19 protein-coding genes and 1 pseudogene are annotated in these 21,537 nt (G+C 66.8%); 15 read left to right on the plus strand and 5 right to left on the minus strand.

What is annotated here, in order from left to right; all coding sequences use genetic code 11:
- Window positions 1–60 precede the first annotated feature (60 nt).
- The 6 genes from DSD28_RS11175 to ligD all read left to right on the plus strand — a co-directional run bounded on the left by DSD28_RS11175 (window position 61) and on the right by ligD (window position 6,836).
- Complete coding sequence (locus DSD28_RS11175; protein ID WP_119256775.1) at window positions 61–441, plus strand: DUF983 domain-containing protein; 381 nt, start codon at window positions 61–63, stop codon at window positions 439–441.
- Window positions 442–758: 317 nt separating this feature from the next.
- The gene (locus DSD28_RS11180) at window positions 759–1,793 is read left to right on the plus strand and encodes a methionine ABC transporter ATP-binding protein (protein ID WP_119256776.1); all 1,035 of its coding nucleotides are present in this window, start codon (window positions 759–761) and stop codon (window positions 1,791–1,793) included.
- Window positions 1,783–2,451: a methionine ABC transporter permease gene (locus tag DSD28_RS11185; protein WP_119256482.1), complete on the plus strand. Its 669-nt coding sequence runs from the start codon at window positions 1,783–1,785 to the stop codon at window positions 2,449–2,451. The genes DSD28_RS11180 and DSD28_RS11185 overlap by 11 nt, the downstream gene beginning before the upstream one ends.
- A gap of 41 nt (window positions 2,452–2,492) precedes the next feature.
- Entirely contained in the window at window positions 2,493–3,269 is a 777-nt protein-coding gene (locus tag DSD28_RS11190; RefSeq protein WP_119256483.1) for a MetQ/NlpA family ABC transporter substrate-binding protein, read from the plus strand.
- A gap of 138 nt (window positions 3,270–3,407) precedes the next feature.
- Window positions 3,408–4,268, plus strand: a complete 861-nt coding sequence (locus DSD28_RS11195) for a Ku protein (RefSeq protein WP_119256484.1) — start codon at window positions 3,408–3,410, stop codon at window positions 4,266–4,268.
- 3 nt (window positions 4,269–4,271) lie between these two features.
- Entirely contained in the window at window positions 4,272–6,836 is a 2,565-nt protein-coding gene (ligD, locus tag DSD28_RS11200) for a DNA ligase D (RefSeq protein ID WP_119256485.1), read from the plus strand.
- 1 nt (window position 6,837) lies between these two features.
- Here the strand turns inward: ligD and DSD28_RS11205 are convergent, their stop codons facing one another.
- Together DSD28_RS11205 and DSD28_RS11210 are read right to left on the minus strand one after the other, a co-directional pair.
- Complete coding sequence (locus DSD28_RS11205) at window positions 6,838–7,635, minus strand: Ku protein (protein ID WP_119256486.1); 798 nt, start codon at window positions 7,633–7,635, stop codon at window positions 6,838–6,840.
- Window positions 7,635–7,856 (minus strand): hypothetical protein, encoded by a 222-nt coding sequence (locus DSD28_RS11210; RefSeq protein WP_119256487.1) that lies wholly within the window; start codon window positions 7,854–7,856, stop codon window positions 7,635–7,637. Before DSD28_RS11210 ends, DSD28_RS11205 begins: the two co-directional genes overlap by 1 nt.
- 114 nt (window positions 7,857–7,970) lie before the next feature.
- Here DSD28_RS11210 and DSD28_RS11215 point away from each other — a divergent pair, with 114 nt between their 5' ends.
- Entirely contained in the window at window positions 7,971–8,270 is a 300-nt protein-coding gene (locus DSD28_RS11215) for a DUF3175 domain-containing protein (protein ID WP_119256488.1), read from the plus strand.
- 6 nt (window positions 8,271–8,276) lie between these two features.
- Window positions 8,277–8,792: a cupin gene (locus DSD28_RS11220; RefSeq protein ID WP_119256489.1), complete on the plus strand. Its 516-nt coding sequence runs from the start codon at window positions 8,277–8,279 to the stop codon at window positions 8,790–8,792.
- Window positions 8,793–8,846: 54 nt separating this feature from the next.
- Here DSD28_RS11220 and DSD28_RS11225 read toward each other — a convergent pair whose 3' ends face one another.
- The 3 genes from DSD28_RS11225 to DSD28_RS11235 form a co-directional block, all read right to left on the minus strand.
- Complete coding sequence (locus DSD28_RS11225; protein WP_119256490.1) at window positions 8,847–10,331, minus strand: MDR family MFS transporter; 1,485 nt, start codon at window positions 10,329–10,331, stop codon at window positions 8,847–8,849.
- 176 nt (window positions 10,332–10,507) lie between these two features.
- Window positions 10,508–11,704 (minus strand): amidohydrolase, encoded by a 1,197-nt coding sequence (locus DSD28_RS11230; protein ID WP_119256491.1) that lies wholly within the window; start codon window positions 11,702–11,704, stop codon window positions 10,508–10,510.
- Between the two features lie 16 nt (window positions 11,705–11,720).
- Window positions 11,721–13,088: an amidohydrolase family protein gene (locus DSD28_RS11235; protein WP_119256492.1), complete on the minus strand. Its 1,368-nt coding sequence runs from the start codon at window positions 13,086–13,088 to the stop codon at window positions 11,721–11,723.
- A 319-nt stretch (window positions 13,089–13,407) separates the two neighbouring features.
- On the opposite strand from DSD28_RS11235, the pseudogene DSD28_RS26380 reads away from it, so the two are divergent.
- The 7 genes and pseudogenes from DSD28_RS26380 to DSD28_RS11265 form a co-directional block, all read left to right on the plus strand.
- Window positions 13,408–13,878, plus strand: a pseudogene (locus DSD28_RS26380) (ABC transporter substrate-binding protein); the annotation flags it as partial.
- 38 nt (window positions 13,879–13,916) lie between these two features.
- A complete protein-coding gene (locus tag DSD28_RS26385; RefSeq protein ID WP_281048100.1) occupies window positions 13,917–14,822 on the plus strand; it encodes an ABC transporter substrate-binding protein in 906 nt (301 codons plus the stop codon).
- Window positions 14,823–14,979: 157 nt separating this feature from the next.
- Complete coding sequence (locus tag DSD28_RS11245) at window positions 14,980–15,945, plus strand: ABC transporter permease (protein WP_119256493.1); 966 nt, start codon at window positions 14,980–14,982, stop codon at window positions 15,943–15,945.
- Window positions 15,945–16,841 carry an ABC transporter permease gene (locus DSD28_RS11250; RefSeq protein WP_119256494.1) on the plus strand — a complete coding sequence of 299 codons (897 nt, stop codon included), beginning with the start codon at window positions 15,945–15,947 and terminating at the stop codon, window positions 16,839–16,841. Before DSD28_RS11245 ends, DSD28_RS11250 begins: the two co-directional genes overlap by 1 nt.
- Window position 16,842: 1 nt before the next feature.
- Window positions 16,843–18,561 (plus strand): dipeptide ABC transporter ATP-binding protein, encoded by a 1,719-nt coding sequence (locus DSD28_RS11255; RefSeq protein WP_119256495.1) that lies wholly within the window; start codon window positions 16,843–16,845, stop codon window positions 18,559–18,561.
- 17 nt (window positions 18,562–18,578) lie between these two features.
- Window positions 18,579–20,021 carry an amidohydrolase family protein gene (locus DSD28_RS11260; protein ID WP_119256496.1) on the plus strand — a complete coding sequence of 481 codons (1,443 nt, stop codon included), beginning with the start codon at window positions 18,579–18,581 and terminating at the stop codon, window positions 20,019–20,021.
- Window positions 20,022–20,053: 32 nt separating this feature from the next.
- Window positions 20,054–21,532 (plus strand): amidohydrolase family protein, encoded by a 1,479-nt coding sequence (locus tag DSD28_RS11265; RefSeq protein ID WP_119256497.1) that lies wholly within the window; start codon window positions 20,054–20,056, stop codon window positions 21,530–21,532.
- The last annotated feature ends 5 nt before the right edge of the window (window positions 21,533–21,537 follow it).

The raw sequence follows: 21,537 nt of genomic DNA on the forward strand, positions 1-21,537 counted from the left end.
TCAAGCATGCATATGACAGCATTAATGATTGGATTGAATGCCATAGAAAGGATGCATGCCATGAATGACACTTATCCCTCGCTGCCACCGATGCAGACGGGGATCCGCGGCCGCTGCCCGCGTTGCGGCCAGGGTCATCTCTTCAAGGGGTTCCTGACCCTCGCGCCGAAATGCGAGGCCTGCGGCCTCGACTATTCCTTCGCCGACCCGGCCGATGGCCCGGCCTTCTTCGTCATCTGCTTCGCCTGCGTGCCGAGCGTCGCGCTCGCCGTCTGGCTGGAGGTCGCCTTTGGCGCCTCGCTCCTGACGCAGCTTCTGGTGACCGGCCCCTTCATGCTGCTCACCTGCATTCCGCCGCTGCGCCCGCTCAAGGGATGGCTCGTCGCAAGCCAGTTCTTCTACAAGGCGGAAGAGGGCAAGCTGGTGCGCCGGCAGGAATAGAGACAGCCCGCGGTCCCCACCCGGAACGCCTCCTGCCAAAGGACAATTGAACAGCGGCCTCAGGCCGGCTAAAGAGGCCCCGTGCCCCGTCTTCCGGGACACTTTCACCGGGCCGCAAGACACGTTAAAGCTTTTCGTGAGACCGAGAGCGACAGGATGTGACAGCGGGTCGCCCCCAACCGGATGGCCTTGCATCTCGCAAGGGCACCGCAGCGATGCTATCTCCTCCAGGATCTGACTGAAAGCGTGAACCGAACATGACACTTCCAACCGCCGCGGGCAGCACCGCCTCGCATGAGCGAGCGGATCTTGCGCCCATGGTTACCTTCGAAGGCCTGACCAAGCGCTACGGCACGGCCGCGGATGCCTTCCTCGCCCTCGACGGCGTCGACATGACGGTCGGGCGCGGCGCGATCACCGGCATCATCGGCCGCTCGGGCGCGGGAAAATCGACGCTCATCCGCCTCGTCAACGGGCTGGAAAAGGCGTCCTCCGGCAGGGTCGTCGTCGACGGCACGGAAGTCGGCGGGCTGAACGACGCGGGCCTCAGGGGCCTGCGCCGCGAAGTCGGCATGATCTTCCAGCATTTCAATCTCCTGTCCTCGCGCACCGCCTTCGACAATGTCGCCCTACCGCTCGAGATCGCCGGGCTGGACCGCGCCGCGATCCGCGCCAAGGTCGGCCCGCTTCTCGATCTCGTCGGCCTCGGCGACAAGGCGGAGCGTTATCCTTCCGAACTTTCCGGCGGACAGAAGCAGCGCGTCGGCATCGCCCGCGCGCTCGCCACCGCGCCGAAGCTGCTGCTCTCCGACGAGGCGACTTCGGCGCTCGACCCGGAAACCACCCAGTCGATCCTCGCCCTTCTCAAGCAGATCAACGCCGATCTCGGCCTGACCGTGCTGCTGATCACGCATGAGATGGAGGTGGTGAAGACCATCGCCTCGCATGTCGCGGTCATCGACAGGGGCCGCATCGTCGAGCAGGGGCCGACCTTCGACATCTTCACGGCGCCCAGGCACGAGACGACGAAGATCCTTCTTTCCTCCACGCTCGGCACCAGCCTGCCGGAATGGCTGCGCTCCGGCGTGAAGGCCGCGCCCTCGGCGGGCGACCGCGTCCTCGTGCGCCTCACCTTCTTCGGCGCGACGGCCTTCCAGCCGCTGACGGCGCGGCTCGTCACCGAGATCGGCGGCAACGTCAACATCCTCGCCGGCTCCATCGAGGAGATCGCGGGCGAGCCCTTCGGCACGCTCGTCGTCGCCTATCCGGCGACGCCCGAGGTCATCGAGCGCGCCGACCGCTTCTATGCCGCAACCGGCCTTTCCACGGAGGTGCTCGGCTATGTCGCCTGACATGCTTTTCGACCTGCTCTGGAAATCCCTGCTGCAGACGCTGCACATGGTCGCCGTCTCCGGCCTCGTCGGCTCGCTGATCGGCCTGCCGATCGGCGTGTTCCTCGCCACCTCCGGCCGGAACGAGCTCTTCCCCGCGCCGGCGCTGAACTATGCCATCGGGCTGATCGTCAACGCGGCGCGCTCGACACCCTTCATCATCCTCGTCGTCGCGATCATTCCCTTCACCCGCCTCCTGACCGGCACGTCGATCGGCACCACGGCGGCCATCGTGCCGCTGACCATCGCGACCGTTCCCTTCTTCGCGCGCCTCGTCGAGGCGGCGATCCGGGAAATCGACAAGGGACTGATCGAGGCGGCCCGCGCCATGGGCGCGACGCCCATGCAGATCGTCTTCAAGGTGCTTCTCGCCGAGGCCCGCCCGGCGATCCTGCTGGCCTTCACCATGACCATCGTCAGCCTGATTGGCTATTCGGCCATGGTCGGCGCGGTCGGCGGCGGCGGTCTGGGCGACCTCGGCATCCGCTACGGCTACCAGCGCTTCATGCCCGAGGTGATGCTGGCCGTGGTGGTCGTGCTCATCGTCCTCGTGCAACTCGTCCAGAGCGCGGGCGACGCGCTCGCCCGGCGCTTCGACAAGCGTAACCGCAAGAGCTGACGCCTTTCCTTTCAAATCCATGTAACCTCAAGGAGATACACATGATGAAGTTCCTCGTCTCGGCGGCCCTCGCCGCCCTCATCAGCGTTCCGGCGCTCGCCGAAGACATCAAGATCGGCGTCACGCCCGGCGAGCACGCGCAGATCATGGAAAAGGTCAAGGACGTCGCCGCCAAGAAGGGCCTCAACATCGAGATCCTGGAATTCTCCGACTATGTCGTGCCGAACCAGGCGCTGGCCGATGGCGACCTCAACGCCAATTCCTTCCAGCATCAGCCCTATCTCGACAACCAGATCGCCGATCGCGGCTTCGATCTCGTCAGCGTCGGCAAGACCATCACCACGCCGATGGGCGTCTATTCCAAGAAGGTGAAGAACCTCGGCGAGCTTGCCGAAGGCGCGACCGTCGCCATCCCGAACGACCCGACGAACGGCGGCCGCGCGCTGCTCATCCTCGCCAAGGAAGGCCTCATCAAGGTCAAGCCGGAAGCGGGCCTGAAGGCCGGCCCCGCCGACGTCATCGAGAACCCGAAGAACATCCAGTTCTCCGAACTCGACGCCGCGCAGCTTCCCCGCTCGCTGGATGACGTCGACGCCGCCGTCATCAACACGAACTATGCGATGGAAGCGGGCCTTCACCCGAAGACCGACGCCATCGCCATGGAAGGCAGCGAGTCGCCCTATGCCAACGTGATCGTCGTGCGCCGCGCCGACAAGGACGCCCCCTGGGTCAAGACCCTTGTCGAAGCCTATCACGATGACAGCATCAAGGCCTTCATCAACGACGAGTTCAAGGGCGCCCTGATCCCCGCCTGGTAAGCCCAGGGCACCAGCCCGAGCATGCGATGCGGCGCTCTTCCCGACGGAAGGGCGCCGTATCCGTTTCAGGCCCACCCGCCACGCGGGAACAATCGCGGCCCGTCCGCATTGCACCCGCTTTGAAGCGGGAGTGCGGATGTGGCGCCGAGAGCGAACTGGAAAGGTTTCCTGAAGGCGGGCGAGCTGGTCTGCCCGGTCGCGCTCTACACCGCCGCCTCGACAAGCGAGCGCATCTCCTTCCACATGCTCAACCGCCGCACCGGCAACCGGCTGCACCGGGAATTCGTCGACAGCCAGACCGGCAAGGTGGTGGAGCGCGAAGACCAGGCGAAAGGCTACGAGGCCGGCGAGAACGATTATATCGTGCTCGACGCCGAGGAAGTCGCCTCGGCGGTGCCGCAGAGCGACAAGACGATGGATATCGAGGCCTTCATCGCCTGCGCCGATATCGATGATCTCTATTTCGACAAACCGTATTATCTCGCGCCGTCCGACCGCCACGGCGCAGAGGCCTTCGCGCTGATCCGCGACGGCATGAAGGCGAAGAACGTGGCGGCACTCGCCGCCACGGTGCTCTTCCGCCGCATGCGCACCCTCCTCATCCGCCCGCATGGCGAGGGGCTCGTCGCCACCACGCTCAACTTCGACTACGAAGTGCGCCCGGCCGAGGAGGCCTTCGCGGACATTCCCGACATCAGGCTCAAGGGCGAGATGCTGGATCTCGCCGAGCACATCATCCGCACCAAGAGCAGCCGCTTCGACCCGAAGACATTCGACGATCGCTACGATACCGCGCTGGCCGAGGTGGTGAAGGCAAAGATCGAAGGCCGCAAGATCAGGCCCGTCAGGCCGAAGGCCGAGGGCAAGGTCATCGACCTCATGGAAGCGCTGCGCCAGAGCGCCGGCGAGACGGGCAAGCCCGGCAAGGCAAAACGCGGCGGCGCGAAAAAGGCAGCATCGACACGCAAGCCGGCAGCGACCCGGCGAAAGGCAGGGTGATCCATGGCGACGCTGGACGTCTACCGGCAGAAACGCGACTTCACGTCCACCGCCGAACCGAAGGGCAGGAAGGGCCGCAGGAGCGGCCACAGCTTCGTCATCCAGAAGCACGACGCCACGCGGCTGCATTACGACTTCCGCCTCGAAATGGACGGGGTGCTGAAAAGCTGGGCGGTGACGCGCGGGCCGAGCCTCGTGCCGAGCGAGAAGCGCCTCGCCGTGCATGTGGAGGACCACCCGCTGGACTATGGCGATTTCGAGGGCACGATCCCCAAGGGCGAATATGGCGGCGGCACGGTGATCGTCTGGGATCGCGGCACCTGGACGCCACTCGGCGACGCCCGCAAGGCCTATGCCAAGGGCCATATGGAATTCGAGCTCGACGGCGAGAAGCTGCACGGTCGCTGGCATCTCATGCGCATGCACGGCAGGCCGGGCGAAAAGCGCGAGAACTGGCTGCTGATCAAGGGCGACGACGAATTCGCGGTGCCCGAGGGCGAGGACGACCTTCTCGAAGAGCGGCCGGAATCGGTGAAGACCGGGCGAGACATCGCCGATGTCGCCGGCGAGGAACCCGGCTGGTCCTCAAAGACCGGACGCATCCGCAAATCGGCCGCCGGAAAGACGGCGAGGGCGAAGAAGACGGAACCGGTGGCCGAGGAGGCAACGGCCCCCGACCCCGCCGGCCTCAAGGGTGCCCGCAAGGCGAAGCTGCCCGACTTCCTGCCCCCGACGCTGGCGACACTCGCCGCCGCCCCGCCGGTCGGCGAGCGCTGGCTGCACGAGATCAAGTTCGACGGCTACCGGCTTCAGGCCCGCATCGAGGCCGGCCGCGTCAGGCTCCTCACCCGCAGCGGGCTCGACTGGACGAAGAAATTCGGCAAGGCCGTCGTCGCGGCGCTCAAGGACCTGCCCGTCGGCACGGCGCTGATCGACGGCGAGCTCGTCGTGGAGAACGGCGCAGGAGCATCGGACTTCTCCGCGCTTCAGGCCGATCTCAGCGAGGGGCGCGACAACCGGTTCGTCTTCTACCTCTTCGACCTTCTCCATCTCGACGGCTACGACCTGACGCGCATGCCGCTGGAGGGGCGGAAATCCCTCCTCGAAAAGCTCGTGCCGGGAACCGGGGGCATCCTGCGCTACAGCCAGCATTTCGACGAGAACGGCGCGCTGGTGCTGAACCATGCCTGCCGCCTCAGCCTCGAAGGCGTCGTCTCGAAACTGCGCGACGCGCCGTACCGGGAGGGCCGCAGCAAGAGCTGGATCAAGTCGAAATGCTCGGCACGGCAGGAATTCGTCATCGGCGGCTATGTCCCATCCACCGTCTCGCGCCAGGCGATCGGCTCGCTGGTGCTCGGCGTCTACCGCAACGGCAAGCTGGACCCCGTCGGCCGCGTCGGCACCGGCTTCAGCGCGAGCGTCGCCGCCGATCTCTTCCGGCGGCTGAACCGCATGCGGACGGACGAGAGCCCCTTTTCCCGCAAGCTGACGGCGGAGGAAGCGCGGCAGGCGCGCTATGTGCGGCCGGAACTGGTGGCGGAAGTGGAATTCCGGGCCTGGACGGCCGACGGGCATCTGCGCCATGCTGCCTTCCGGGGTCTGAGGGAAGACAAGCCAGCCACGGAGGTCGTTGCCGAAGTGCCGAAGTCGAAAGCCACTGAAAAAGCCAGGGCTGCCCCCAAGGCCGAAAAGCCGCCACGCCGCACCGTGCGCCTCACCCATCCCGACCGGGTCTACTGGCCCGCAGAGGGTGTCACCAAGGAGGGGCTTGCGGACTATTACACGGACGTCTGGCGCTATATCGCGCCGCATATCGTCGGCCGGCCGCTCGCCCTCTTGCGCGCGCCGGGCGGCATCGACGGGCAGACCTTCTTCCAGAAGCACGCCTGGAAGGGCATCAACGCCCATGTCATCGAGGTACAGGACCCGGCGGAGAAGGACGACGAGCCCTATGTCGCCATCGAGGATCTCGACGGCCTGATCGGGCTGGTGCAGGCGGGTACGCTGGAAATCCACCCCTGGGGCTCGACGCTGGCCGACTGGGAACGGCCGGACCGCATCATCATGGACCTCGACCCCGGCGAGGGCGTGGCATGGCAGGCCGTCATCGACGCGGCGGAGGAGACCCGCAAGCGCCTCGAAGCGGCGGGCCTTGCTGCTTTCGTCAAGACCTCCGGCGGCAAGGGCCTGCATGTCTGCGCCCCGCTCAAGCCCTCCGCTCGCTGGCCTTCCGTCAAGGCCTTCTGCAAGGGCATCGCCGACGCCATGGCGAAGGACAGCCCCGACAGATACGTCTCCACCATCACCAAGTCGAAACGGCACGGCAAGATCCTCATAGACTACCTGCGCAACCAGCGCGGCATGACCGCCGTGGCGCCCTATTCCACGCGCGCCCGCCCCGGTGCGGCGGTCTCCATGCCGCTGGCATGGAGCGAGCTCAGCCCCGATATCGGCCCGGCCTATTTCACCGTCGACAACACGCCGACGCGCCTTGCGGCGCTTCGCTCCGACCCGTGGGAGGATTTCAGGAAGACGGCCAAGCCGCTGAAGGCGAAGGCGGGGGGCTGAGCTACCTGCCCTTGCCTTCCGCCTTGATGCTCTTGCGCAGCGCATCCATGATATTGACGACATTGCCCGACGTCGGCGCCGGCACCTTGGCCTTCGCGGGACGCTTGCGGCCCTTCTTCTTGGCCGCGATGATGTCGAGCAGCCGCTCCTGCACCGGATCGTCCGCCATCTTCGGGTCCCAGTCCTTGGTCCGCTCCTTGATGAGCGTCTTCACCAGCGAGAGGGCTTTGGATTCGGGCTTGGCGTCCTTCAGCCCCGCGAAATAATCCTTCTCGTCGCGCACCTCGTCGCCGTAGCGCAGCGTCCAGAGCACGATGCCCTTGCCGCGCGGCTCCAGCATCACCGCCCGCTCGCGGCGATAGAGCACGAGCCGTGATATGCCGACCGTGCCGGTCGCGGCCATGGCCTCGCGGATGACGGAGAACGCTTCCTCGCCCACCGTATCGTTCGGCACGAGATAATGCGGGGAATCGTACCAGATCCATTCGATGCTCTCGCGCGGCACGAAGCTCTCGATATCGATGGTGCGCGTGCTTTCCAGCGCCACCGCCTCGATCTCCTCGTCCTCCAGCATCACATAGTCGTCCTCCCCGCGGGGATAGCCCTTCACCTCGTCGTCCTCGTTCACCGCCTTGCCGGTGACGGCATCGACATAGCGGCTGACGACGGGATTGCCGGTCTTCACGTTCAGCGTGCGAAAGCGGACCTTGTCCTCCGCGGAAATCGCCGGCGACATCGCCACCGGACAGGTGACGAGCGAAAGCTTGAGATAGCCCTTCCAGAACGAGCGCGGCGCCATCAGCCCTTCCCCCCGATCGGCAGGTGACGGGACATGGCGAAGCGCTCGGCGAATTCGATGTCCTCCTGCGTGACGATGGGAATGGGATCGGACAGGATGGCAAGAAGCGCCTCGCGCGAGATGGAATCCTCCTCCAGCGCCTCCATCAGGGCGCCGCGGGTCTCGCGCTCTGCGCGCAGCAGCGCCGCCAGCGCCAGGATCAGCCGGTCCTTGTTGTCCATGGGTTCGAACCTCCGCAAACGCGCATCGTCTCCTCTAATGCGCCATATCGCCCTGGGTTCCCGGAACATTCGGCCGGCGGCGCGGTTCGACTCGCACGGTGAAGGAGAAGGAAGATGACAAAGAGCAGGAAGAAGAAATGGTCGCAGGACGTGACCGAAAACAGCGACGCGCTCGACCTGAAAGACGGCGTCTTCAAGCAGCGCAGCGCCAGCAGGATCGCCGAATCCCTGAAGCAGTCCGCCGAACGGAGCGACCGGCGCAAATCGAGCCCTTTCCGTTCGGCCATGTCCATGCTCACATTCTATATCAACCGGGCCGGCGACCAGCTCTCGGCGCAGCGGCGCCATACGCTGGAAAAGGCCAAGGACGAATTGCGCAAGGATTTCGGCAAGGCCCCGAAAGGCGGCAAGTGAGGCGACATGAAGCAACCGGAAACGCTGTTCTTCCCCCCGAGCGAATGGGTGCCCAATCATCCCTTCCTGCCGGTGCTGGTCTACCGCGACCTCTTCGGCGGCAAGGAGGACGACCCGGCCCGCGCCTTCGAAGGGATGTTCCACGACGCGGGCTGGCAGGGGCTCTGGCGCAACGGCGTCTTCTCCTACCAGCACTACCATGTCGGCGCGCATGAAGTGCTCGGCATCGCAGGCGGCAAGGCGGAGCTCCTGATCGGCGGACCGGAGGGCGCCACCCTCGATGTCCGCTCCGGCGACTGCCTGGTGCTGCCCGCCGGCACCGGGCACAGGCGGATGTCCGCAAGCGACGATTTCCTGGTGGTCGGCGGCTATCCGCCGGGCCAGCACGCGGATATTGAAACGGAGGCCGCGACGCCCGGCGAACTGAAGATCATCGCCGCCTTGCCGATCCCGGCAAGCGATCCGGTCTACGGCATCGCCGGCCCGCTTCTCTCGCTCTGGCGAGAGGGTGCCACGCGCTAAAGCAATGCCGGCAAAAGTGCGCAGCGGTTTCGCTGGGATTGCTCCAGCGTCGGCCTATTCGACGACCGCCGCTATCTCGCTCTCGGCGCGGCCGCGCAGGGGGCGCTCCGGCATGAGGTGGTAGACGACCAGCGACAGCGCCATGGCCAGGGCGCAGGCGATGAAGATATAGGCGAAGGGCATGGCGGAGGCCGCGCCGGCTGCTGCCGCCTGCACGCCCTCGCCGCCGAGCGGCAGGCCGTTGCCGAGCGCGATGGCGCCCAGCGCCGCGACGCCGAGGGCGCCGCCGAGCGAGCGCAGGAAGGTCAGGAGGCCGGTGGCGACGCCGAGATGCGCCTGGTCGACCGCGTTCTGCACGGAAACCGTGGTGACCGGGAACGTCATGCCGGTGCCGAAGCCGACGCCGATGGTCAGCAGCTCCAGCACGACCAGCGATGACCGGCCGGCGACGGCCGCAAGGGCGGCAAGGCAGATCAGGCTGAGCACGCCGCCGACAAGGGCGATCCGCTTGTAATGGGTAAAGCGCGGGATCGCCCGGCCGCTCGTCGTGGCGCCGAAGACGGTGCCGAGCAGCAGGCCGAGCATCGCCATGCCCGAGCCGCCGGCCGTCAGCCCGTGGGCCGACTGCACATAGACCGGAAGGTAGACCGAGAGGCCGACATTGGCTGCCTGCACGAGGAAGATGGCGATCGTGCCCCAGCGCACGACGGGATCGGCGAGGACTTCCAGCGAGATCAGCGGCTCGGCGGCATGGCGCAGGCGCAGTGCGAAGAGGGCCCAGAGGACGACAGAGCAGGCGAGGAGCCCGAGGATTTCAGGCGAAAGCCAGGGATAGGTGCTGCCGCCCCAGTTGAGCGCCAGAAGGAGCAGCGAGGTTGCCGCGACGAGGAGCGTCGCGCCCGCCGCGTCGATGCTGTGCGTGCGCGCCACCCGCGGCAGCTTCTTCAGCGGGTTGTTGATGATCGCCAGCGCCACGATGCCGAGCGGAATGTTGATCCAGAAGATCAGCGACCAGTGGAGATGTTCGGCGAAGGTGCCGCCGAGGAGCGGGCCGGCGATGCTGGCGACCGCCCAGGTGCCAGAGATCCAGGCGGCGTAGCGGGCGCGCTCGCGCGGCGGCACGAGGTCGCCGATCACCGTCTGCGACAGCGCGAAGAGGCCGCCGCCGCCGAGGCCCTGCACGGCGCGACCGACGATCAGCGTCAGCATGTTGGGCGCCAGTGCGCTCACCAGCGAGCCGATGAGGAAAATGACGATGGCGGCGAAGATCGTCGTGCGGCGGCCGTGCACGTCCGAGATCTTTCCGTAGAGCGGCGCCATGGCCGTTGCGGTCAGGAGATAGCCCGTCACCACCCAGGGCAGGTAGTCCGCATGGCCGAGCGCGTGGCCGATGGTCGGCATGGCGGGCGCGACGATCGTCTGGTCGAGCGCGGCGAGGAGCATGGAGAGAAGGACGCCGCCGATGATGACGTTCTTTTCCTGCTCCGAAAGGGCGGGAGCCGTTGCCGACGTTCCGTGCGGGTGACGTGCCTCGTTCATGGTGCTGTCCGGTCTGAGATGGCGTATGCAGCCGCCGGTTTCGTGAATCGGGCCGCCGCCGCGCTGGGGAAAACACCGTAAAACATCTTCCGCAGCGGGATGTCCACCCATTTGCGCCCGCCCGGCCGGTGGCGCGGGCGAATGCACGGAAACGTGATCGGCGGCGGCAGGGCGCGTCAGGCGATGTCCGGCAGGTCCGCGGCCGGCTCGCCGTCGCGCACGACGACGCGGCCGCGGCGGATGACGGTGCGCTTCTGCGGTGTCAGGGCCACGGCCTCGGCAAGGGTGCGGGCGGGCACCAGAACGAGGTCGCCATGGTCGCCTTCGGCAAAGCCGTAGCCGGAAAGGCCGATGCCCTCGGCGCCGCCGAAGGTGCAGATGCGCATGGTCTCCGCAAGGTCGGCGTCGTTGGTCATGCCGTTGCGCTGGGCGAGGTACTTCGCCCGCTCCAGCATGTCGCCATTGCCCCACGGTTCCCAGGTGCCCTGGATGCCATCCGAGCCGGAGGCGACGACGAGGCCACTCTGCCGCATCAGCCGGAGCGGCAGGGCGGGGGCCGAGGGGCTGCCGACCGTCATCAACGCGATGCGCTCGGCCGCCAGCGCCTCTATCAGGGCCTTCTGCCGCGCGGCGTCCAGCATGCCGAGGCAGTAGCCGTGGCTGACCATGACCTTGTCCTGCATGGAAAGGGCGCGCGTGCGCTCGATGATGAGCTCCAGGCAGAAGGCGCCGAGCTCGCCGAGTTCGTGCAGGTGGATGTCGATGGGCTTCCCGTGGCGCTCGGCGAGCGAGAAGATCGCATCGAGATGGCGCACCGGATCGCGCTCGATGGTGGCGGGGTCGATGCCGCCGACGATATCGGCGCCGGCCTTCATCGCTTCGTCCATCAGCTCGAACGTGCCCTCGCGCGGCAGCATGCCGCTCTGCGGGAAGGCGACGATCTGCACATCCACGAGATCGCGCAGCGCCTCGCGGGTTTCCAGCACGCCCTCGATATTGGCGATGCCGATTTCCGTGTCGACGTCGACATGGCTGCGGATGTGGAGGACGCCGAGCTTCAGCGTCTGGAAGATCTGCCGGGCGGACTGCCTTCGGGCGTCGATGCCAAGCTCGCGCTTGGCGTTGCGGTCGGCGAGGATGCGGTGGTCGCGGGTCGGGCCGACGCGGTTTTCGAACCAGTCCATGCCGATCAGCGTCTTGTCGAGATGGGTGTGCGCTTCTACGAGGCCGGGCAGGGCGATGAAGCCCGCGGCGTCGATTTCCCGGGCGGGACGGTCGCCGCCCGCGGCGCTGAAACGCCCGCCGCGGATGAGGAGGTCCACCGGCGCGGCGCCCATCGGGCGGGCGTTGCGGATGATGATGTCTTCGGTCATGTCCGGTTTCCTTTCTTCACGCGATGCCGGCGCGCCGCATGGCGAGCCGGAAGGCCTTTTCCGCCCGGTCGAGGATGGCGTCCTCGTCCTGACCGACCAGTTTGCGCCCGCGCATCAGGATGCGCCCGCCGACGATGGTCGTGTCCACGTCCGCGCCGTTGGCGAAGCGCGCGAGGCGCTGCACCGGATCGACCGGCGGCCAGAGATGCGGCTGGCGCATGTTGACGAGCAGGATGTCGGCGCGCTTGCCCACTTCCAGCGAGCCGATCTCGTTTTCCATGGAGAGGGCGCGGGCGCCCTCGATGGTCGCCATTTCGAGAAGCTCGGACGGCGGCAGCACGGCATCGTCGCGGAAATGGCGTGCGTGGTAGCGGTGCGCCTGGAACATGTTGCGGAACATGTCGAAGGAACGGTCGGGCGCGGCGGCATCGGTACCGAGCGAGACGGTGACGCCTTCCGCCCGCAGTTCCGGCGCAGGGCAGCGGCCGGAGACCGACATCAGCGCGCTCGGATTGTGCGCGACCTTGGCGCCGGTGCGCTTCAGAACGGCCCTGTCCCCATCGGTGAGGTCGACGCAATGGGCAAGCAGCGACCGGCCGTCGAAGAGGGCCATTTTCTCGTCGGCAGCGGAAATCGAACCGTCGCGGTGGCCGTCCTGGACGAGCAGGACGCCTTTTTCCCGCGCGAGCCGCTTCGCTTTTTTCGAAAGGTCGATTGCCGCGCCGTCTTCCAGTTCCGCCGCATTGAAGACCGGGAGCGACACCGCCAGTTGTATGCGGTCGCTGCGGCCGGCCCAGGCGTCGATCAGCCCGGCGCTGACGTCGAGCTGGGTATCCGGGGAGACGACGACATCGTCATGGTCCTCGCCGCGCCAGGCGCGGTATACGCTTGCGGCGGACGGCCGGTTGGGGCCGACGGCGAGCACTTCGCGCACGCCCATGGCAAGGATCGCGGCCAGATGGGCTTCGGCGGCCTCGGGGGCCTCCGTGCGCATGATGTCCGGGCCGCCGCCGAAGAGCAGCGCGGCGGTGGTGGTGCCGCACTTGATGCGCTCGGCTGCCGACAGGGCCGCCTCCGCCGCCCAGAATTCCGGGTCCGTGGCCTCCGCATAGATGCGGCCGGTGGTCGTCATCCAGTCGTCGGAATCGCCGCCGAGGCCCTTGGTCAGCATGTGGCCGGCATGGGCGTGGGTGTCGATCAGGCCGGGCATGATGACCATGCCGGCAGCGTCGATGCGCTCCGCATCCGCCATGCCGTCCGCTGCACCCGCGCCGACCGCGGTTATGCGCCCATCCTCCACCAGAACGTGGCCGCGCTCGAATAGGCGCCGATCGGCATCCATGGTGATGACCACACCGTTCTCGATCAGCAGAGCCTTCGTCATCGAATTTCCTCCCGCAGTGATTGCATGCGAATTGCGCCATGTCATGTGCGCAAGGCCTAATCTTTGTATCTTGATATTGCGCGCATGTTATGTACAGTCATATTGAAAATAATCGTATGCAAATTTTTTGGGAACAAGCATACAAACTTGGGAGATCCTGGTGAAGACCTATCTGAAGACCGTTTTGGCGGGGCTTGCCGTACTGGCGCCGCTTTCCACGTCCGCCCTTGCCGAAACGCTGCGCTGGTCGGCCTCGGGCGACGTCATCTCCTACGATCCGAACGCCCAGGTCGACAGCTTCACGCAGAGCGTCCAGCACATGGTCTTCGACCCGCTGGTCCGCCGCAACAAGGAGCTGAAGCTCGAGCCGGCGCTCGCCACATCCTGGGAGATCGTCGAGCCGACCCGCTGGCGCTTCAAGCTGCGCCAGGGCGTGAAGTTCCATGAAGGCCAGCCCTTCAATGCCGACGATGTGGTGGCCACCATCGAGCGCCAGATCGATCCCGGCGCGCGCAACCGCGAGAACCTCTCCGCCGTCACCGGCGTCGAGAAGGTGGACGACTACACGGTCGACCTCATCCTGCGCGGCCCCTATCCGCTGCTGCTCAACGACCTTGCCGCCATCTACATCATGAGCAAGCCGTGGATGGCCGAGCACGATGCGCTGAAGCCGGGCAACACGGCGACCGGCGTCGTCACCTATGCCAGCGCCCACGCCAACGGCACCGGTCCCTTCAAGCTGAAGAGCTACGAGCCGGATTCCCGCTCGGTCTTCGAGGTCAACAAGGACTGGTGGGACAAGCCCGAGCATAACCTGACGGAAGTGGAATTCCGCCCGATCGCCTCCGACGCGACGCGCGTCGCCGCGCTGCTTTCCGGCGAGGTCGACATGATCGCGCCGGTTCCGCTGCAGGACATCGACCGCATCGCCTCCACCGACGGGCTGAAGGTCGTGAAAATCCCTCGCTGCGCACCATCATGCTGGCGCTGAACTTCAAGAAGGAACTGCATGCCGATCCGGGCGTGCCGAATCCCATGCTGAACGAGAAGGTGCGCCAGGCGCTCTGGCACGCCATCGACCTCAACACGATCCAGAAGCGGCTGATGCGCGGCAAGTCGCGCGTCGCCGGCATGCTCGTCGCCCCGGCCGTCACCGGCCATGACGACGCCATCGACGTGCCGCTGGAATACGATGTCGACAAGGCGAAGGCACTGATGGCCGAGGCGGGTTATCCGGACGGCTTCAAGACGGGTCTTTCCTGCTCCAACGACCGCTACATCGCCGACGAGCAGATCTGCCTTGCGATCTCCTCCATGTGGGCGAAGATCGGCGTGAAGGTCGACCTCAACGTCGAAAGCAAGACGACCTATTTCCCGCGCATGGACAATGGCGAACTCGACGTCTACCTGCTCGGCTGGGCCTCGCTGCCGGCAATGGACGGCTACAGCGTCCTGCAGGCGCTGCTCGCCACCAATGACGGCACCTATGGGGGCTCCAATCCGAACGGCCTTTCGGACCCGCGCATCGACGCGCTCGCCCGCTCGGCCGCGGTGGAGCTCGACGAGACCAAGCGCATCGACATGCTGAAGGAAGCCTTCCGCATCACCCATGACGAGGCCCTGTTCATTCCGCTGCACCAGCAGCCGGTCGCCTGGGCCATGAGCGACAAGGTCGACATCCCGCAGTTCCCGGACGAATACGTTCGCCCGTGGTTCGCGCAGGTCAAAAAGTAGCGGGTTCTCCCACGGCTGGTCCCGGCAGGCGAAAGCAGGCCGGGACCGATCGGCATCCGGGCTCCATTTTCCGCAGGCGAGAAGCCGGGAGGAAGCGGGAGCGCAACGGCCCGGTTTCCGCCCCCAGGGCATGATCGCTCCCTGAAGGACCATTCCGATGCTCAGACTTCTTTCCGTGAGGCTTCTGCAGGCCATCCTCGTGATGCTCGCCGTGACGGCCGTCGCCTTCGTCATGTTCCGCTTTGTCGGCGATCCCGTCGCCTCCATGGTGCGCGAAGGCGCGACCCAGGCGGAAAAGGACGCCCTGCGCATGGCGCTCGGCCTCGATAAGCCCATCGTCACGCAGTTCCTCGATTTCGTCGGCCAGGTGCTGACCGGCAATCTCGGCACGAGCTTCCGCTACCAGCAGCCGGTCGTCGGCCTCCTGATGAGCCGCCTTCCGGCGACGCTGGAACTGGTGATCGTCGCCACGCTGCTGGCGCTCTGCATCGGCATTCCGCTCGGCGTGCTCTGCGCGCTGAAGCCGCATTCCTTCCTCTCGCGCTTCACCCAGTCGGCAACGCTCGTCGGCATCTCCATGCCCACTTTCGTCACCGGCCTGCTGCTGATCCTCGTCTTCGCGGTCAACCTGCGCTGGCTGCCTTCGTCGGGCCGCGGCGATCTCGTCGATCTCGGCTTCTGGCAGACGGGCTTCCTCACTCTTTCGGGCCTGAAGTCGCTGATCCTGCCGTCGATCACGCTGGCGCTCTTCCAGCTCACGCTGATCATGCGGCTGGTGCGCTCGGAGATGATCGACGTGCTGTCGTCGGATTATATCCGCTTCGCCTTCGCCCGCGGCCTGCCGCGCGCCTATATCTACGGCCGCCTTGCGCTGCGCAACGCGCTGATGCCCGTCGTCACCGTTACCGGCCTTCAGATCGGCCAGCTCATCGCCTTCGCCATCGTCACCGAGACGGTGTTCCAGTGGCCGGGCATGGGCCTGCTCTTCACCAATGCCGTCGGCTATCCCGACATGCCGGTGCTCGCCGCCTACCTGCTCTTCGTCGGCTTCCTCTTCGTCATGATCAACATGATCGTCGACATTCTCTACACCTTCATCGATCCGCGCCTGAGGACACGATAATGGCCACGCAATCCCTGATGCGCCGGCTTCCGCCGGTTTCCGTGATGATCGCCGGCCTCGTGCTCGCCGTCATGCTCGTGCTCGTCCTCTTCGCGCCGATGATCGCGCCGATGGACCCGCGCGACGTCTCCTCCTACTCGCTCATCGACATGGAGATCCCGCCCTCCTTCATGGACGGCGGCGATCCGCGCTTCCTGCTCGGTACGGACAACCAGGGCCGCGACCTCGTCTCGGTCATCCTGTTCGGCCTGCGCATCTCCGTGGTCATCGGCCTCGGTGCGGTGCTGTTTTCCGCCGCGCTCGGCGTGATCCTCGGTCTTGTCGCCGGCTTCTTCGGCGGTATCGTCGACAGCATCGTCATGCGCATCGCCGACGTGCTCGTCAGCTTCCCGACCATCCTCGTCGCGCTCCTCATCAGCGGCATCGCCCGGGCGCAGTTCAGCGCCGACACGATGCTGACCTGGGCGCCGCTGGTGCTGATCTTCTCCATCGCCGTCAACGAATGGGTGCAATATGCCCGCACGGTGCGCGCCTCGACCATGGTGGAAGTGGCGCGCGACTATGTGCGCGCCGCCAAGGTGATCGGCCTGCCCTCCGGGCGCATCATGGGCCGGCATATCCTGCCGAACGTCATGAGCTCGGTCATGGTCATCGCCACGATCAACCTTGCCGGCGCGATCCTGACGGAGGCGACGCTGTCCTTCCTCGGCGCCGGCATGCCGCCGACCTATCCTTCGCTCGGCACGCTCATCCGCATCGGCAACCAGTTCCTGTTCTCCGGCCTCTGGTGGATCGCCGTCATGCCGGCGGCGGTGCTCGTCATCCTCGTGCTCGCCGTCAACGTGATCGGCGACTATCTGCGCGACCGCTTCAACCCGAAACTGATGGCCCGCTGAGATGACCGAAACAAAGCCCCCCGTTCTCGACATCCGCAAGCTGCGCGTCGAATATCCGCTGGCCAACGGCGACGCGCTCGTCGCCGTCAAGGACATCGACCTTCTCATCCGCCCGGGCGAGATCCACGCCCTCGTCGGCGAATCCGGCGCCGGCAAGACCACGGTCGGCAATGCGCTGATGGGCCTGTTGCAGGCCCCCGGCAAGATCGCTTCCGGCTCCATCGAGATCGCCGGCAAGCCGATCGATCTGCGCACCGGCCGCACCGAGGGCATCGTGCCCGGCCGCGACGTCGGTGCGATCTTCCAGGACCCGATGACGAGCCTCAATCCGCTCTTCACCGTCGAAAGCCAGCTCTGCGAGGGCATGCTCGCCCATCTGAAGCTTTCCCGCCCGGCGGCGAGGGCGCGTGCTCTGGAATTGATGAAGGCCGTCGGCATTCCCGAGCCGGAGCGCCGGCTCGGCTCCTATCCGCACCAGCTTTCCGGCGGCCAGCGCCAGCGCGTCGTCATCGCGACGGCGCTCGCCTGCAACCCGCAGCTTATCGTCGCCGACGAGCCGACCACGGCGCTCGATGTGTCGGTGCAGGCGCAGATCCTCAAGCTGATCCGCGACCTTGCCGACGAGCGCGGCGTCGGCGTGCTGCTCGTCACGCACAATATGGGCGTCGTCGCCGAGATCGCCGACCGCGTCACCATCATGCAGAACGGCGCGGTGGTGGAGAGCGGTACGGCGCGCGAGGTGCTGACCAATCCGCAGGCGCCCTATGCCCGCACGCTGATCGCCGCCGTGCCGCCGATCGAGCACCGCCTCGAGCGCCTGCCGGTGCCGAGTGAGGAAACGCAGGTGACGCTCAATGCCCGCGCCAGCGTGCGCGGCAAGAGCACGAAGAGCGAAACGGGCAGCAGGGACGACGTCGTCCTCTCCGTTCGTGATCTCGCCGTCGAATATGGCGGGCGTTCGCTGATCCCCGGCCGCAAGGCGTCCGTCTTCAAGGCGGTGAAGGGCGTTTCCTTCGATGTCCGTCGCGGGGAGATCTTCGGCCTCGTCGGCGAATCCGGCTGCGGCAAGACCACCGTCGCCAACACAATCGCCGGCCTCGTCACCCAGAGTTCCGGCAGCATCGACTTCCAGGGCACGGCGCTCGGCGCGAAGCGTGAGAAATCCGTCCGGCAGTCGCTGCAGATGGTGTTCCAGGACCCCTATTCGGCGCTCAATCCGCGCCTGCGCATCAATTCCGCCATTGCCGAGCCGATCCTGTTCTACAAGCTCGCTTCCAACGCGGAAGAGGCGCGGCAGGATGCGAAGACCCTGCTGGAGGCGGTAGGCCTGCCCGCCGATGCGGGCGGGCGCTTCTCGCATGCCTTCTCCGGCGGCCAGCGCCAGCGCATCGCGATTGCCCGCGCGCTCGGCCCGCGCCCGTCGCTGCTGATCTGCGACGAGCCGACCTCGGCTCTTGACGTGTCGGTGCAGGCGCAGCTTCTGAACCTCCTCAAGGACCTGCGCGACCTTGCCGGCCTCTCCATGCTGTTCATCAGCCACGACCTCGCGGTGATCCGCCAGATGTGCGACCGCATCGCGGTGATGAAGGCGGGCGAGATCGTCGAGCTGGCCGATACGGAGACGCTGTTCACCGCGCCGCAGCACGACTACACCAAGGAGCTGCTGCGGCTCGCGCCCTCGCTCGATCGTATCCTTTCGCGCCAGACGGCCGCGGAGTGACTGAAGGGAGACTCTCCATGGCCGATATCCTCATCAAGAACGGCACCGTCATCGCCATCGACCCGGAGCGCCGGATCATCGCCGACGGGGCGGTGGCCATCACCGGGGACCGTATCGTCGCCGTCGGCCCGACGGCGGAGGTCGAGGCGGCGCATCCTGCCCGCGAGGTCATCGATGCGCGCGGCATGGCGATCATGCCGGGCTTCGTGGACGCCCACGCCCATGCCGGCCACGGCCTGATCAAGACGCTGGGCGGCGGCAAAAGCGATCCGTGGTACCAGGCGTGCCGCGGGGCCTATACGGTCGGCTCGACGCCGGAATTCTGGTTCGCCGAGGCGCAGCTTGCCGCGCTGGAGCGCCTGCGCTTTGGCGTCACCACGGGCGTCTCGCTGCTCGGCGGCGGCGATTCCGTCATGCGCACGGACGAGCCGGTCTATGGCGATGCGCATATGGAAGGCGTGCTCGGCATCGGCACGCGCTCGGTGGTCGCCGTCGGCACGACGCGCCCGCCGCATCCGCTGACCTATGCGCGCTGGGATGGCGAGACGCGGACGGATTATCCGGTTTCCTTCGACCGCCAGTTCGCCACGTGCAAGACCCTCGTCGACCGCTGGCACGGCAGCCATGACGGCCGCCTGCACGTCGCCCTGCTGACGCCGACGCTGCATCGCGGCTATCGGGAGGCGGCCGGTGCCGAAGAGGCCGTCGCCCAGTCGCGCGCGGTCAAGCAATATGCGGAAGAGCGCGGCCTCGTCTTCACGCAGGACGGCCACACCACGGGCAGCGTCCGCATCGCGAACGAGATCGGCATTCTCGGCCCGCGCACGCTGCTGTCTCATGCGACCGGACTGGACGCGGAGGAGATCGCGATCTGCGCCAAGACCGGCACGACCATCGTGCACAATCCGAGCGCCGTCGCCGCCATCCTCGCGCGTTGCCCGGTGACGGAACTTCTCGATGCCGGCGTCACCGTCGTCATCGGCTCGGATGCGACCGCGCCGGACCGTTCGGCGGACATGTTCCGCCACATGCAGCAATGCATGCACTACCACCGCACCCATTTCCACGACCCGAGCTGGCTGCCACCGGGCAAAGCGCTGGAAATGTGCACCATCGACGCCGCCCGCGTGGTCGGCCTCGAAAGCGAGATCGGCTCGCTGGAACCGGGCAAGAAGGCCGACGTCATCCTCGTCGACCTGCGCCGGCCGCATCTCTATCCCGCCCATATGCCGGAATACCGCGTCACCTATTTCGCCAATGGCAACGACGTGCACACCGTCCTCGTCGGCGGCAAGGTGCTGCTGCGCGACCGCAAGCCGGTCCATGTCGACCAGGACGCGGTGCTGGACGCCGCCCAGCGCGAGGCCGACCTGATGATCGACCGCCTCGGCCTGCGTTATGCACTGGAGACGCCCCGGATGTTCTGGGGGCACAGCCGCGACCTCGACCTTATCGAATAGTTTGAAATCCGATTGCCAGACTGGATAGATCCATGACCCTTTCCGACCTCGTCCTCGGCCGCCGCCCGGAAGGCCGCACCGCGCTTTCCGCCCGCTGGATCGTCGCCCATGAAAACGGCCGCCACCGGCTTCTGACCGACGGCGAGATCGTCATCGAGGGGCAGGAGGTCGTCTATGTCGGCCCGCGCTTTCCCGGCGAGGTGGCGCGGCGCATCGCGCTTGGCGATGCGCTGGTCTCGCCCGGCTTCGTCGATCTCGACGCCCTGTCGGATCTCGACACCACGGTCCTGACCATCGACTACGGTCCCGGCTGGGCGACGGGCCGCGTCTGGCCGCGCAGCTATGTCGAGCGCGGTCCCTACGAGATGTACACCCCGGAACAGCTCGTCTTCCAGAAGCGCTTCGCCTTTGCGCAGCTGCTCCTGAGCGGCGTCACCTCGGCGCTGCCCATCGCCTCGCTGTTCTATCGCGAATGGGCGGAGACGGTCGCCGAGTTCGAGGGTGCGGCGGATGCGGCGGGCGATCTCGGCCTGCGCGTCTGGCTCGGCCCGGCCTATCGCTCGGGCGGCATGGTCTGCGAGGCGCCCGGCGTGCTGGAGCCGGTCTTCGACGAGGCGCGCGGGCTCAAGGGACTGGAGGACGCCATCGCCTTTGCCGGCCGCATCGCCGGCCGCCACGAGGGGCTGGTGCAGGGCATGCTCGCGCCGGACCGGGTGGAGACCTCGACGCTGGCGCTTCTCCAGCGCACCATGGCCGCCTCCGCCGAGATGAACCTGCCGGTGCGCCTGCACATGGCGCAGGGCAAGATGGAGCGCCAGACCGTCGCCCGCCTGCACGGCACCACCGCGCCGCAATGGATGGCGCGTCACGGCCTTCTCAACGAGCGGCTGATCGCGCCGCATGCGGTGCAGGCCGAGCCGGAGGACCTCGACCTCTATGCGAAGCATGGCGTGACCATCGCCCATTGCCCGCTGGTCTATGCCCGCGGCGGCGAATATCTCAACTCCTTCCGCCGCTGCCGCGATCTCGGCATCCGCATCGGCATGGGCACCGACACGACGCCGCCCGACATGGTGCTGAACATGGCCGTCGCGCTGATGACCGGCCGCATCGCGGCGGGCGAGGCGGGGCTTTCGACGGCGGAGGTCTTCGATGCGGCGACGCTCGGCGGCGCGGATGCGCTCGGCCGCACGGATATCGGCCGCCTGCAGCCGGGCTCCAAGGCCGACATCGCCATCTTCGACCTCTCCGACCCGCGTTTCGCGCCGACGGTCGACCCGGTGCAATCGCTGATCTTCGGCGCGACCGGCCGGGTCACGCGCGCCGTCTTCGTCGACGGGCGGCTCTCCATGCGCGACGGCGAGGTGGCCGGCATCGACATCAAGGCGGCGCGGAGACAGGCGCAGGCGCAGTTCGACGGGCTGGTCGCCAAATATCCCGAGCGGAGCTGGGGCCATCCTTCCGTCGAGACGATGTTCCCGCCGACCTATCCGCACTGGAAGGCCGACTAAGGACG

The organism is Shinella zoogloeoides, assembly GCF_003574625.1.
Taxonomy (GTDB): domain Bacteria; phylum Pseudomonadota; class Alphaproteobacteria; order Rhizobiales; family Rhizobiaceae; genus Shinella; species Shinella zoogloeoides_A.